The sequence below is a fragment of the Calothrix sp. 336/3 genome (assembly GCF_000734895.2).
In the GTDB taxonomy this organism is placed as follows: domain Bacteria; phylum Cyanobacteriota; class Cyanobacteriia; order Cyanobacteriales; family Nostocaceae; genus 336-3.
The window spans coordinates 5,268,889-5,283,746 of sequence record NZ_CP011382.1; the positions used below are offsets into that span (position 1 = coordinate 5,268,889).

Here is a 14,858-nt window from a genome sequence, read left to right on the forward strand (position 1 = left end):
GTCTGCTTCCCCCTATTCCCTATGCTTGCATTTTTTCAAAGAACTCCCCATATTCTTGGCTGACATTAGCAGCTAATGGCAAGATAAACTCACTTTGATTCAAGGTTGTAGCATCTGCCATTAAAACATTGCGTAAAGCACTAGAAATATTCTTCTGATCAATTGACACCGGAATGGGAGAATTTGCCCTAGTCAATAAACTAATAGTTTGAGCAATATTATCTGACCAGCAAAAATCAATCCACTGATCAGGTAAATTTGTGGCTGCTAAATTTTTTTGCTCCTGAGCAGAAGGATTCCCTGGTTTTACCCAGATATCTGCCCATAGAGACGTTCCAGATTTGGGCACAAAGGCTGTAAATTGCGGATAACGATTAATAAAAGGTAAAACCTCGTTTGACCAACCTACGGCTAGCCAGGTGTCACCTATTAGCAGTGGTTCCAGGTAACGGGTTGAACTATAAAACTTGGTTTGTTGATGTAAGGCTTTAAGTTCTGTTTCTAGGTTGCTAACTGTACTGAGTTTAGTTGTATTGTAGGATTTTCCTAACTTCTTTAAAGTTAAGCCGATGACTTCACGGGGTTGGTCGAGCAAAGAAATGCGATCGCCTAATTCTTTCCGCCATAAATCATCCCAATCTTGAGGTTGAATACCCAAGGATTTGAGTTTTTCCCGGTTATAAACTATCACAGTCGTTCCCCAACGGTAAGGGGCTCCCCAAATTTTCCCCTGACTATCAATTTCACCCTTTTCGTTGCGCCGGACTAAATTTTGCCACTTTGGGGGTAGTTTTGACCAGTTTTGCAACTTTGAAACATCCAAGGGCTGAATTAACTTTTGCTCAATCGCAGATTTTAACCAATAATCCCCCACTGTCACCAAATCAGCTACCTGGGGTTCTGGTTGTCCTAGAGGTAAATTCCATCCCTGTTTGGCTTGAGGTTCTTTTTTCTCTTGCCAATTCTGTAATTGCTGGAAAATATCTCCTAATTGTCCCTCCAAGGAAAACTCTAGTTTTGCCTGGGATTTTAAACTTTGGCGAAATTTCTCAACAACTTGCCCAGGAAGGGAATTTCTCAAAAATTTAACGGTGAGTTTGCTTGTATTGTTGTGACTACATCCTACCAATAGTTGTGAGATTGTAAGTGCTGTCGCTCCTTGTACAAAATATCGTCGATGCATCTATTTTGAGATTTACGATTTTAGGACATAACTATTGTCAATAGTCAATGGTTGCTGGTCAATAGTCAATACACTTGTGGTTATCTCTGGCAATATTCTATGGATAGGAGCGAGTAAATCGTCTCTTACACGGAAATTTGACCATAAACGCAGAAATTTCAGCTTTTCTCTTGATAGTACTTTTCTGCTTATCCCTACCTCAAAAGGTGAAGACAAGGGTAAAAAAGTCAATTGCAAAAATCCCCCAGTCATAATCAGCTTTTTATAGCAAAGAAAACTCTCAACTTCTTACCTATTATCAATATCTGCATATCTTTATCTTTTATACTGTTTTGCTTAATCTATCGCAATATTTGGGAAATAATTACTCTATTATTTAATCTATTTTTATTTATATTTAATTATTTAGATAATCTTGTCTCAATAAAGATATTAAAAATTAAAAAAATCATAAGTATGATTAACAGCTGCATGATATTGCATAACATATAAAGAAATAGGCGGAATGAGGGTATTAAATGGAGCCATTACAAAAGCAGGTCATAACCATGGGTTATAAGCTGGATGCCCTCTACCAAGTGATTGAGCAGCTAGACAGTAAAGTGTCTCAAGCGTTGTCTTCTAATAGCTTAGGAGCAACCCACGAGGATAGAGAAAATGGTTTAAAAAATAGCGAATCTGGGCGCTATCAGTTAAGAGGACATTTCAGCATTAACCCAGAAATGGAGCACAAGGATGTCTTAGTGGACGGGATGTATCCGGATACAACTCTACAGGGGGGAGAAAGAAGTCTAACACCAGAAATTCAAATTCAAAGACTAACTGCACAATTAACAGCAGCATATAACCGGATAGCGGCTTTGGAAGAGCAATTATTACTCAAGAGAATTCACTAAATTTGGGTAATTTCAGTCAATAGTCTATATTCCATCGCCAATTCGATTGACTTTGGACTATCGACTACTGATTTGAGCTAATTTATCCATTTGAGCTTCAATTGCTATTAATAATTGCTCCTGCTGCCACCCATAACTCAAACTCGCAGTAATGGCAGCACCACCAGCACCCATACCTTCTTTGACAAAGCCTGCTTCATAGGCAGAAAGTTGGGGATATTGGGATTGAGCAAAACTTAATTGAGTTGCGAGTAAGGTTGGGGGGCTAATGTGCAAATTTAAGCAGTATTGTCCGATGGAATCAGCTAATTTTGCTGTGTTTCCTCTAGAGTCTGCTGCTACCCAACGGGTTGTACCGATGGCGATCGCTGTTGGTTGCCAAGGTAAATGGAAAAAATCCGCGATTGCACTTGCCAAAGCATATACCGCTAACATTTGAGTTCCTCCTGCCAACATCACCCCACAGCTACGACTAGCGGCGATCGCCATTCCTGCAACTACCACTTGCATGGGATCACCGACTGCGGCAACTAGTTGTAAAGGATTGGGGGTAGTGTTTAGATGGTGGATTTTTGCCAAACCCTGCTGTACCACTGTCCATTTCTGACTGTGGTTGCATTCTGCATGACTACTATTTACTTTATCCTTGGCATCAATTCCTAAACCAGTTAAAATTCCCAAGGCTGTAGTTGTGCCACCGACAACACATTCACCGATAACTAAGTAGCCATTGCGAATATTTTGACTCAATCGTTCACCCCAGAGCATACCCTGGGTAAATAACTGTTCTACCGTGGCAATTGGCATCGCAGCAGCAGTTGTTAAGCATTCTGCGGGATTACCACCTAAATCGATTACAGGTAAATTTGGCGCTTGAGGTAAACCTGCATTGAATATATGGAGGGGAATTTGACATCCTTCCACGACTGCACGAGAAATCAACACAGGAGAAGCTCCCGCCGTCAATGGTGGTAAAGGATACTTTGGTTGGTGGTTCGCTCCGTAGTATAAAAATTCTGCATCCGCGATCGCCGTATATTTCCTATCTTCTGGAGTTAATCCTGCCGCAGAGATACCCGGAATCAAAGCTGTGGCTGTAAAACCCAACACACAGGCAAATATCGGTGTAGTTCCCTGAAAGCGATTTAACCATGCCTCACCCAGGGAAACTTGGTGGTAAATTTGAATCATCGAGTTTTGAATTTTGAATTCCGTGTAGCGGTACTTCCATCACAGTAAGTTGTGAAGCGTTCGTAGTGAGCTATTTTTTGCTTAAATCAAGGGCTAAAGCCCCTACTACAACCGTTTAAATTTAATGAGACCAGTAGCAGTCCACCAAGGAAACTTAGACTAATAAATTAATCTTACTAATGTACTGTACAGACGCAAGACCTTACGCCCCTACTCATGACTTATGACTCATTACTTACTCATAGTCCATCAAAACTTGTACCCAACGGGGGGGACGGGGAATCGGGTTGCCTAAACGATCCAAAAGCAGCCACGCAGCTAGATGAACAACAAATAGATAGAGAAAATTATTCAATAAAATAATGGCGATCGCGCCAATTTGAATCCACATGACACTCGGAGTTGCCAAAATACTCAACTTCAAAAATACCCACTCGGTAAATTGTGACACTTGATTAATCACATAAACCCACAAATCCTCTGACGACAACACAGACAGCAACCATAACCGGAAAAACACCCCTAGAGTGCCTAGTAAGGCACTTAAGCTCATAGAAACTAGCCAAGGAGTCCTACGACACCAACAATAACCTAACAACACACCCATAAAAGCAAAAGGCATGACAAACAACATACTACGAGTCGGACCCATCAATACAGTTAATAACAGTCCAGATGTAATTGCTGCCATCCAAGCTGCCCGTCTACCCCAACGCAGATAAACTAGAGCAATGGGAATTGGGAAAAATATCCTTAATACAGGACCCAAGGGGAAATAAAAATTAATAAACCAAATCAAACTGGCGGTACTTGCCAAAAATGCCGTTTCCACCATGGGTAAAGGTGTATTTGGTTTGATTGGGGGTTGAGTTAAATTATCAGATAAGTTTTCTGGTTCAGTAGTCATGAATCTGGGTGACAGGTAATAGGTTTATAGGAATCATCTGGGATTTGGTTTAGCTGGTGCTGGTACTGACGCAATTACCTATTTTAGTGGGTTGCCTAGATAGTCTAATAAAATTCGTGCGTTGGGCTATACAAGGGAAATTGATTTGGCATCAACTTGTTTTTATTTTCCCTGACGACCTATCCTCCTATTACCAATTACCCAAGTCAGATTAAACAATCATTCTTTCCAAAGCAGAAACATCAGGGATGCAAATAGTATCCTGATCACGTCTAATCAATCCTTTTTTTTCTAACCTTGTCAAGACTCGCGTTACAGTTTCCCGTGCTAAACCACTTAAACTACTTAATTCCCGATGGGGAAGGTTGGGTATTTCAGTACCAGATTGTGCCTTTTTACCCTGTCCCTCCGCCAAAAATAACAAAGTATCAGCTACCCGCGACTGACTGTCAGATTCACGTAACCTCAGACGACGATTAACCTGACGCAAACGTCGCGCCATTAATTGTGACAACCTGACACCTGCTAAGGGTTCATGGTTAAGGAGCTTGACAAAGTCCTGGGATGGCATACTACCAATAACAGTAGTTGTTAATGTAATCACATCAGTAGAGCGGGGTACTTCATCTAGAGCTGCCATCTCACCAAATAATTCCCCCTTGCCAAGAATATTTAAGGTTACTTCTTTGCCTTCTAAATTATAGGTACGGATTTTTACCCATCCATCCATAATGAAGTAGACGGAGCCACCCCAATCATTTTCTAACAAAATTACCTGGTTTGCCGGATGAGTACGGGTGACAAGATGAGTTAGGGTTACTTCCACGACATTATCCGGGAACCCATGAAAAAAGGGGACTGAATTCATCCACGGATTGCCAGGAGTCTGGGAGTTGTATCGGTCTTCCATTAGGGCATCTTTTGCATTCGATTAGCAGTCTACAAAATTAATCACAGCACTTGTTTATCAGTATGAACTATTGGGTTACAAGACTCACAGAAAAACAAAACTAGAATATCTTACATAACTTCAGTTGCAGTTAAAAAGGTAATTTATCAAGTTAAGTATAAGACTTGAGTAACCCGCTTTTTTGGGCTTGGGCACTGGGAAAAACTCGGTTTCTCTCTCAAGGATTAGATTTATGGTAATTCTCCAAAATCTAGCTACACATAGACAGTAGGGAGCAGGGGGAGAATTATCTGTAGCCAGAATGGAGACAAATGGTATTAATACTCAAAGAATATCTCTGATTCAAGTCTAGTATGAGTATCCCTGAACGTTTCGCTACAATATGGGATGATTTCTCTCTTGGTATTTCTGCCAATTTGCGACAAATAGTATTCCCTAAGACATATTTACATAAATGCATTACCGTGTATGAGTTTTGCTATTGTCAAACATCGCCTGATGAGTAACATAATTGCAGTAGTTGTAAAGTAACTCCCGCACGGATATATAAAATTATCGTTAAGGTAAATCAACGTGACTTCCCGCACCACTGAAATTCAAACACTAATTGCAGATGTTGACCGTTTACTCTCTAACAAGCGCCTTTCTAGATTATTCCCGACTCCAGAACAGGAAGTACGACAAACCTTAGAACATATTCGGGAGTTTTTGGTGCAATGTGCAGCAGAAGAGCAACAAAAGTCCCAACCGTCGCCACTTCTGGCGAAACTAGCAGATAGGGGGCAACAACAATCTTCTTCAGAGGTGACTGGGCAAATGACACCTGGGGATGTGTTAGCACCTCTATACACAGAAATTACAGAGTTACTTCAGGAAAGAGCCAATCTAGTGGCAGAAATTCGCCAATTAGAGCAAAAAAGGTTACAAAATTACTCTCTTACCCAGCAGGTAGCCAACCAGGAACAGTTAATTGCGGATTTTCTCCAAGTTTTAGCCCATCGTGTCGGTGGGAACGTGTCGCCACAGATTTCAGAGAGTCGGGTAAAATCAGTTCCTGGGCAGTTACTAAGTATTGAACCGAGGGGAAGTAAATCTGATGCAGCATTAGCCGCTTTAGAGTCAGCAATGAACTCATCATCCTCCAATTCAGTTGAAGCATCCTCAGAAGCACTGAAACATTTAGCAGCCTTAACTCAAAATTTAGATCAACGTTTACTAGCCTTAGATGGTACGGTGAACGTGGTTTTTGAAGCATTAGAGCGCAATATCTATACATATCAAGAATCTTTATCTCAGGCGATCGCCAAGATGTATAGTCAAGGCTTGCAGGGGGAGCAAATCCTAGTCAGTTTAATTAATAATTTGGCTCAAGAGTTACAAATGCAACTGCCTAGTAGTGAGCCGTTTACGATTGATTTGCGACGACGTACGGAAAATCTAGTTGCAGCGCCGGAAATTTTAGGTTTACAAGCGGCGGATACTACTACAACTCAACATGATGTTAATACGCATAATGCCAGTATTGACAGTAACCTAGAAAGTCCTGATACTGCGGCAGTGGTTACACCCACAGATTTCGAGCAGGTGGTTTTGCAGTGGCAATCAGAATCTGACTCTTCCCTGGAAAATGCTGCCCAGGATGAGGTAGAGCAACTGTACGCGAGTCTATTCGGTACAGAGGAGTTTACCCAAACAGAGACTTCCGAGAAGATTCAGCAAGCTGCTAGTGTTTTAAAGGAGGATGTTCAACCTCCAGAAAATCTTCCAACTGAGACAGAAACATCTATAGATGATTTGTTTCCTGATACGACAGAGACACCAGAAAATCTTGAGGTGACTTCTACAAACCAGGTAGAAACATCCATAGATGATTTGTTTCCTGAGACGACAGAAACATCGGAAAATCTTGAGGTAATTTCTACAAACCAGGTAGAAACATCCATAGATGATTGGTTTCCTGAGACGACAGAAAGTAGTGAAAATACTCAAACTCAGTTAAGATTAGATACTTCAGACAACGAAACTGTGGAAGCCATAGATTGGCAGCCCGCCCCCACTGAAAACATCGCAGAAACTGAGTTAGAGCGATTAATTTTGACAGCAGATAGTCACAGTTCTGATTCTCCTACGAAGATACTCACAGACAGTGATACGAATGCTGCCGATCCTTGGTTTGATGAACCAGACACCAATTTGTTAGAAGTTGGGAATGTTACCCCAACAGAGCTAGAGCCAGAAATTTCCACAACCCTGGAATTACCACCCACAGCAGATACAGTTACTTCCCTAACAGAGCTGTTGCCACCAATTAGTGAGGCAGAATTACCTCATCCAGAAGTTGCCAAAACTCCCCTTGCCGCAATTACTCTTGACACCCCACCAGAAACAGAAGAAGTACTGAATATCGACAATTCAGAAGCATATGTGATTGCCTCTCCCCAGGAAAACTTGTTACCGGAGATAGTTGAAGCGGGGGAAGAAGTATCAAATATTGCCCTAGATGCGGAGCATTTACAGCAGTTACAGGATGATTTGGCAAACTTAGACGAGAATGTTGATGGTGAGTTAGAAGTAGGGGAAGAGACAACAACACCCCTGACAGAACCTGTAAAAGATGTAACCCCTGTACCTTTAGAAAACGAAAAAAAAAAGCAAGAGACATCACCCAAAGGCAACATTCCTTTACTCTCCATCACTCCTCCCCCCGGCAAACCCCAAGAAACCGCACCCAAACCCCCAGAGTCAGTATGGTATCTCGGCATTGATTTAGGAACAACGGGAATTTCGGCAGCTTTATTGAATCGTGCCAATACCGAAGTATATCCTCTCTTTTGGTCAGCAGAAAATCCCTCGGAAAATTCAGCCAAGGCAAGAACCTTCCGTTTGCCTGCGGAGGTGTATTTACCACCAAATGCCATTAATCCCCAACAACAATCAGAAGTAGCCCAGAATCCATTTTCTGCCCAGTTGAAGACATATTTACAAATCGCCCTACCCTTCAAAAGTGAGCGACAGAAATGGGAACCCATACTACAACTAAATGAAATGGCAACCATTCCTTTGGTGTGGGTGGTGCGATCGCTCTCCAAATTACTCTTAACCTTGAAGGCTGATCGTAATAGTACTACCTTGGGTTTAACTGCTTCGGCTGTGGGCTTGAATCAAGAAGCTTTCCGGCAGATAATTAATGATTTAGCGGGAGTTATTTGTACTTGCCCCGCAGAATGGACAGAACAATATCGGTTTAATATTCGGGAAGCTTTGCTAGTCAGTAAATTAGTACAGCATCCCCAACAGGTATTTTTCCTCGAAGAGGCGATCGCCAGTTTGTTGCCAGAGTTAGATGGTGGTTATGGAGAAACGGTGAAGTTCCATACCTACCAAGGAGCGCACCCTGTTAAAACTACCGATCAACCCATACAGGGCAGTACCCTAATTATCAATATTGGCACTGCGGGTACAGAAATGACTTTGGTGGATTTACCAGAAACCTTGGAAGAACTCACCCATGGTGATTTCATGCTCCACAGTTTTGCCTATGCTGGCAAGGGAATTGAACAAGATATTATCTGTCAGTTGCTGTTTCCAGAAAAATGGCGGCAACCTCGTAGCACCAGTACCGGGGGAAATCAGACAGTTAGTAGCAATCCCTGGCAATGGCAATCACCGATTCCGAACTTAGAAAATATGCGTTTTTCCAGTTTAGGCTTAGAAGTGTTAAGCTTGCCTAGGGCTGGGGAACCAGATACCGTGGAGAGAATTCGTTTGCAACAACAGTTAGAAAGCTCTCTGTTAGGTAAAGCGGTACAAGATGCGGCGATCGCCCTAAAATTAATTTTACAGCACCAAGATTCCTTTACCCTGGAATTAGCAGACCAACGTTGGGTACTACAGCGTCGAGACTTGGAAAGTCAGGTGTTTGTCCCCTTTGTCCGTCGCCTCAACCGTGAATTGAACAAGTTACTTGTGGCTAAGGGTATACCTACCGAAGCCATCAACCAAGCCATTCTTACAGGTGGTACCGCCAGTCTCACCGCCGTCTCTCGCTGGTTACGCCAAAAACTCCCCAACGCCAAAATTGTCCAAGACCTTTACTTGGATGAAAATGCTACACCTTGCTGTAGTCGAGTCGCCTATGGCTTATGCCTATTACCCCTACATCCCCAGGTTTTAGACGTTCCCCGACAACAGTATACGGACTACTTCCTGTTCACAGAATTACTACGTCTTGTGCCAGAGCAACCTCTTTCCTTTGGGGAAATCATCCAGCTATTTGAGGAGCGGGGAATTAATACCCGTAGTTGTCAGCAGAGATTAATGGCTTTTCTCGAAGGTGAAGTACCTTCTGGCTTGACACCATCCCAGTTTAATGCAGGTTGGTTGAGCCAATTTTCACGGGAGAATCCTGAATATCGGGCGATCGCCACTGCACCCCTGTTTGAAAAGCAAGGAAGTCTCACCTACCAATCCAATCCCCAACAATTGCAAGCACTACGCCGCTATATCGATGCCATCAAAGGTAGCACCATGCAATCCCTAGAAGAACCCTATACGGTGAACTTCGCAATTGGGGCGATAGTTTAGGAATAGGGTATGGGGGATACACCTAGGGACTAGTAGTCTGTCAAATGTGAATTGGGGGACAAGGGAGACAAGGGAGACAAGGGAGACAAGGGGGACGAGGGGGAAATATCCCTCAAATTTGAATTGGGGGACAAGGGAGACGAGGGGGAGATATCCCTCAAATTAACCTTGACAGAGTACTAGGTTATGTAATTTGAGCCTTTTTTGGGGTGACAAATTCATGCAAAAACCGTAGCTCCCCTGCTTTTTGATTCATTCCCCCCACTCCCCTTCTCCCCTTTCCCCCACTCCCCTTCTCCCCTTTCCCCCCTGTCTCCCCTGTCTCCCTACTCCCCTTTCTCCCCTGTCTCCCTACTCCCCCGACATTTCCACCACTGCTTGACAATAACGAATGAGAGTCGAGAGGCGATCGGCAATACTTTGCAATCTAGTTGCAGCAGTCACCGTCTGTTTTGCTCCCTGGAAAAACATCACATCCATTTCCAATAACCGTAACTGCTTACTCATTTCTGTACGGTAAGACTGCACCCGACTATAATTTGGACTTTCCGTGTCTGTTTCCGCTAAAGGTACAATCTCCCCTTGGAAAAATTGCTGCAAAGATGTCAAACTCCGACGTAAAGCCAAGGGATCAGGTTTCTGTGCAGCGATCGCCAAACGCAAATCTTCAAGGTTCGTGGCAAATATGTGATATTTCTGGAGATTAGAAGACATTCCCGGCTGTTTAAGATACTATTAATGTCAAGAAATTTTTCCTATACGATAAAGTTTTTTAAACTTTTCTCAACTATATATTGCCTCAGATAACTTTTGAGGCGGATTTTGCTTTTTACCATTTTCCAGGATTATCATGCTTGACACCCACCCCGGATGATTTGCCCTACCCTTATAAGCAATCATCCCATCATGCTTTTTCTAACCACATCTGACTAGACAAAAATCCTGTCGGCAACACCGTCAATTTTGTCTATTTGACAACTTAACCACCGATCACCTCCAGTCGCGATCGCTATGAGCAGCACAATTTCTACCATTGATATCACTATTCCGGATTGGTTACAACATTGCCTAGATGATTCACCAAAAGAATGTGTCGAAACAGAAGACGACCGAAGGCATAATGATATGGATTTGATTTGCAAAGCTTTTGTCTTTGCCTATCAGCTACACAAAGGACAATACCGGAAATCAGGGGAACCCTATATCTGTCATCCCGTTGCCGTAGCCGGACTGCTACGGGACTTAGGAGGTAGTCCTGCTATGATAGCAGCTGGATTTCTCCATGATGTAGTGGAAGATACAGATGTCACAATTGAAGAAATCGAGCAAAGGTTTGGTGCAGAAGTCAGACGGTTAGTAGAAGGTGTCACCAAACTTTCTAAAATTAATTTCAAAAGCAAAACCGAAAGTCAAGCAGAAAATTTTCGGCGAATGTTCATGGCAATGGCTCAAGATATTCGTGTCATTGTGGTGAAACTTGCAGATCGTCTGCACAATATGCGGACAATGGAAGTTATGTCAGAAGAGAGTCGTCGTCGCAATGCTCAAGAAACAAAAGATATTTTCGCTCCCCTGGCGAATCGCTTGGGGATTTGGCGTTTTAAGTGGGAATTAGAAGATTTAGCCTTTAAATATCTCGAACCTGAATCTTTTCGCCAGATTCAACAATTAGTTGCTGAAAAACGCGGAGCTAGGGAAGAAAGACTGACTAATGTTATCGATATTCTGAAAAACCGCTTGGCAGATATGGGGATTCATTGCCTAGAAATTAGTGGTCGCCCCAAGCATCTTTACAGCATTTATCAGAAGATGCAACGTCAAAACAAAGAATTTCATGAAATTTATGATTTGGCGGCATTGCGCTTGATTGTGGAAACAAATGAGGAATGTTATCGAGCCTTAGCCGTAGTTCATGATGTCTTCCGCCCTATTCCTGGTAGATTTAAAGATTACATCGGGCTGCCTAAACCAAATCGTTACCAATCGCTACATACGGGTGTTATTGGACCCTGGGGACGACCATTAGAGGTGCAGATTCGCACCATGGAAATGCATAGAATTTCGGAATATGGGATTGCTGCCCACTGGAAGTATAAAGAAACCGGCACTTCCCATATAACGCAGATGTCAAACGCTGATGACAAGTTTACCTGGCTGCGGCAATTATTGGAATGGCAGAATGATTTAAAAGATGCCCAAGAATACCTAGACAGCATCAAAGATAATCTATTTGAGGATGATGTTTACGTCTTCACCCCCAAGGGAGACTTGGTGGCATTGAGTGCTGGCTCCACCACCGTTGACTTTGCCTATCGTATCCATACAGAAGTAGGAAATCACTGCGCTGGAGCGAGGGTAAATGGGCGGATGGTTCCTTTGTCTTCTCGGTTATCCAATGGGGATATCGTGGAGGTAATGACCCAAAAAAATTCCCACCCCAGTTTAGATTGGTTGAATTTTGTCAGAACTTCTGCCGCCAAGAATCGGATTAAACAATGGTATAAACGTTCTCGACGGGACGAAAATTTAGCACGGGGACGGGAATTATTAGAGAAGGAACTGGGCAAAACTGGGTTTGAAAATCTGCTCAAGTCGGAACCTATGCATACGGTGGCGGAGAAATGCAACTATCACTCGGTAGATGATTTACTCGCAGCTTTAGGGTATGGAGAAATTACCCTGAATTTGGTGCTGAACCGTTGGCGAGAAATTGTTAAGGAGAAAGAACCCGCTTCTGGGACAATACCTGTAAATATTCCCACCTCCTCACCCAAAACCAATAAAGAAGCTGCTCCTGTTCGCTTTACAGATTCGCCGATTTTTGGAGTTGAGGGGCTAGTCTATCATCTGGCGGGCTGTTGTACACCAATTCCTGGGGAACCAATTACGGGAGTAGTCACACGGGGGCGGGGTATTTCCATCCATCGCCAAGGCTGTCATAATTTAGAAACAGTAGAGTGCGATCGCCTAGTGCCTGTGAGTTGGAATCCAGGTATTGAATATAACGGAAGACCCCAAAGTTATCCTGTGAATGTCCAAATTGAAGCTTTAGACCGAGTGGGAGTTCTCAAGGATATTCTTTCACGTCTGAGTGACCAGGGGATTAATGTCCGTCATGCCAACGTCAAAACAGCACTCAATCAACCAGCGTTAATCGACTTAGGTATCGAAATCCGCGATCGCCCGCAGTTAGAACAGGTATTCACCCAAATCAAAAAGATGAGTGATATTCTCAATATTCGTCGTGTCGGGCAAATTGATGGGTAATTCGTAATTCGTAATGCTCCCTGCGGGAGAGCTAACGCGAACGTAATCAATAAAGTCTTATCTAGTAAGGCTTTCAGGGTTTGTATCTATTTCACTATTTTCGTGAAATGGTATCAGGGGAATGGGGATAGAAAAAACCCTCACCCTTTTCCCCGACACCTAAACCTTAAGCAGGATAAATCCTGAGGCGGCGATTTGGCTCTTCTCCGAAGCTATGGGACTTGAGACGGTAATGTTCTACCAACTCATGCTGCATCTTGCGTACAGAGGCAGAGCGAGGCAGTAGTTCCACTGGTTGTCCCTTGGGGATAACTATTTGTTCTACTGCCAAACGTGCTTCTTCTAGAGCATCCATTTCGTCATCTGTACCGTTGTGGAGAAATAATTGCAGTTCTCTTTCATCGGTAAAATCCGGATCATCGATGTTGAGCAAGCGCCGCAACCCCCGCGAAATTTGGGGAATGGTACTGGCTTTAATCATGTGGATGGGAACTTGTCGCGCTTTTGCCATTTGCCTGAGTTTGGCATGGTTTTTGACGTGCGATCGCAACGCTAAAATTGCATCAGCACTATCAATATCTTTTGTCAATACCACAGGCAAAGTTAATACCTGTACCACCTGTTCGAGTTGAGAGCGACTGACACCGTAGGGATATATATGCAAGGGCAAATCTTCACCATTTGGTCCAGCAGACTGACTGTTACTAAACCCAATACTGTCCGTAAAGCCCATGGATTGGTCTAACAAACGGTCAAATTCAACCTGTCCAGGATTTCTATCTCCAGAGGTGAGGGGCAAAGGTAGCATCTGTCCAGAAGAGCGCCAGCCATTAGCTTGACGTGCTGGCATCAGGGATTCTTCCCCACTAATAGCATGATGACGATTGCCACCATTACCATTAATTGCTGTCAGATGACGCACAACTTTGACTTTACCTTCTTCATCCACAGTGCGTACCTGGGGAGTGGGCTGGTGTCCGCGCAGTAAACTATCAACGGTGTCCGCGACGCTTTCATGGACTACCCAACGTTGCCGCTCTGTCATCTCCACGGCAATTTCAAAGGTGGGTGGTGCTTTGCGCTCCAAAACCGTTTTTTGGCTACCCCGTCGTCTAGCCTCATCATCCCCGAGGGTGACAGCTTGAATACCACCGACTAAATCCGATAAAGTGGGGTTTTTAATCAGGTTCTCGATTTGGTTTCCGTGGGCAGTTCCAACTAACTGTACCCCCCGTTCGGCGATGGTGCGCGCTGCTAAAGCTTCTAGTTCCGTACCAATTTCATCAATGACGATGACTTCTGGCATATGGTTTTCCACTGCCTCAATCATCACCTGATGTTGCTGTTCCGGGCAAGCAACTTGCATGCGCCTAGCTTTACCAATTGCCGGGTGAGGTACATCTCCATCCCCAGCGATTTCGTTGGAGGTGTCAATAATCACAACTCGCTTATGCAACTCATCCGCTAAAACCCTGGCTATTTCCCGGAGAGCGGTAGTTTTTCCCACACCGGGACGACCCAGCATCAGAATTGATTTACCTGTTTCCACTAAATCTCGAATCATGCCGATGGTGCCAAATACTGCCCGACCGACACGACAAGTCAAACCGATGATTTTACCACTGCGGTTGCGAATGGCACTGATACGATGCAGGGTTTGCTCGATACCTGCTCGGTTATCGCCGCCAAAGGTTCCCACTCGCTTAATACAATCGTCTATCGCATCCTGAGTAACGGGTAATTCACTCAGATACTCGGCTTTATGGGGAAACCGAGCTTCTGGGCGACGACCTAAATCCAAGACCACTTCTACTAAACTATCTCGTTGAGGATGCTGCTCTAATGTCTGCCGCAGGTCTTGGGGCAATATCTCTAACAACTTTTGGAGATCGTCTGTAATCGTCATGCTCTGTTATGGTG

The 14,858-nt window shown here is 43.6% G+C and carries 9 protein-coding genes; 3 read left to right on the forward strand and 6 right to left on the reverse strand.

What is annotated here, in order from left to right; all coding sequences use genetic code 11:
* Positions 1-19: 19 nt before the first annotated feature.
* Positions 20-1,183, reverse strand: a complete 1,164-nt coding sequence (locus tag IJ00_RS21975; RefSeq protein ID WP_035156747.1) for an extracellular solute-binding protein — start codon at positions 1,181-1,183, stop codon at positions 20-22.
* A gap of 518 nt (positions 1,184-1,701) precedes the next feature.
* Here IJ00_RS21975 and IJ00_RS21980 point away from each other — a divergent pair.
* A complete protein-coding gene (locus IJ00_RS21980; RefSeq protein ID WP_035156750.1) occupies positions 1,702-2,079 on the forward strand; it encodes a hypothetical protein in 378 nt (125 codons plus the stop codon).
* A gap of 57 nt (positions 2,080-2,136) precedes the next feature.
* Here the strand turns inward: IJ00_RS21980 and cobT are convergent, their stop codons facing one another.
* The 3 genes from cobT to IJ00_RS21995 form a co-directional block, all read right to left on the reverse strand.
* A complete protein-coding gene (gene cobT, locus IJ00_RS21985; RefSeq protein WP_035156753.1) occupies positions 2,137-3,270 on the reverse strand; it encodes a nicotinate mononucleotide-dependent phosphoribosyltransferase CobT in 1,134 nt (377 codons plus the stop codon).
* A 235-nt stretch (positions 3,271-3,505) separates the two neighbouring features.
* Positions 3,506-4,177, reverse strand: coding sequence for a DUF2232 domain-containing protein (locus IJ00_RS21990; RefSeq protein WP_035156755.1), 672 nt, complete (start codon positions 4,175-4,177; stop codon positions 3,506-3,508).
* A 211-nt stretch (positions 4,178-4,388) separates the two neighbouring features.
* Complete coding sequence (locus IJ00_RS21995; RefSeq protein ID WP_035156757.1) at positions 4,389-5,087, reverse strand: Crp/Fnr family transcriptional regulator; 699 nt, start codon at positions 5,085-5,087, stop codon at positions 4,389-4,391.
* 573 nt (positions 5,088-5,660) lie between these two features.
* On the opposite strand from IJ00_RS21995, the gene IJ00_RS22000 reads away from it, so the two are divergent.
* The gene (locus IJ00_RS22000; RefSeq protein ID WP_201782646.1) at positions 5,661-9,671 is read left to right on the forward strand and encodes a hypothetical protein; all 4,011 of its coding nucleotides are present in this window, start codon (positions 5,661-5,663) and stop codon (positions 9,669-9,671) included.
* A 351-nt stretch (positions 9,672-10,022) separates the two neighbouring features.
* Here the strand turns inward: IJ00_RS22000 and patD are convergent, their stop codons facing one another.
* Positions 10,023-10,385, reverse strand: coding sequence for a heterocyst frequency control protein PatD (gene patD, locus IJ00_RS22005; protein ID WP_035156763.1), 363 nt, complete (start codon positions 10,383-10,385; stop codon positions 10,023-10,025).
* Between the two features lie 297 nt (positions 10,386-10,682).
* Between patD and IJ00_RS22010 the strand changes: the two genes are divergently transcribed.
* Positions 10,683-12,938, forward strand: coding sequence for a bifunctional (p)ppGpp synthetase/guanosine-3',5'-bis(diphosphate) 3'-pyrophosphohydrolase (locus IJ00_RS22010; protein WP_035156765.1), 2,256 nt, complete (start codon positions 10,683-10,685; stop codon positions 12,936-12,938).
* Positions 12,939-13,104: 166 nt separating this feature from the next.
* Here IJ00_RS22010 and IJ00_RS22015 read toward each other — a convergent pair whose 3' ends face one another.
* Entirely contained in the window at positions 13,105-14,844 is a 1,740-nt protein-coding gene (locus IJ00_RS22015; RefSeq protein ID WP_035156767.1) for a R3H domain-containing nucleic acid-binding protein, read from the reverse strand.
* Between the last annotated feature and the right edge of the window lie 14 nt (positions 14,845-14,858).

Coding starts and splice junctions, on each gene's coding strand:
- cobT (WP_035156753.1), bottom strand. CDS start 3,270: ATGATTCAAATTTACCACCAAGTTTCCCTGGGTGAGGCATGGTTAAAT.
- patD (WP_035156763.1), bottom strand. CDS start 10,385: ATGTCTTCTAATCTCCAGAAATATCACATATTTGCCACGAACCTTGAA.
- IJ00_RS22015 (WP_035156767.1), bottom strand. CDS start 14,844: ATGACGATTACAGACGATCTCCAAAAGTTGTTAGAGATATTGCCCCAA.
- IJ00_RS21980 (WP_035156750.1), top strand. CDS start 1,702: ATGGAGCCATTACAAAAGCAGGTCATAACCATGGGTTATAAGCTGGAT.
- IJ00_RS21990 (WP_035156755.1), bottom strand. CDS start 4,177: ATGACTACTGAACCAGAAAACTTATCTGATAATTTAACTCAACCCCCA.
- IJ00_RS22010 (WP_035156765.1), top strand. CDS start 10,683: ATGAGCAGCACAATTTCTACCATTGATATCACTATTCCGGATTGGTTA.
- IJ00_RS21995 (WP_035156757.1), bottom strand. CDS start 5,087: ATGGAAGACCGATACAACTCCCAGACTCCTGGCAATCCGTGGATGAAT.
- IJ00_RS21975 (WP_035156747.1), bottom strand. CDS start 1,183: ATGCATCGACGATATTTTGTACAAGGAGCGACAGCACTTACAATCTCA.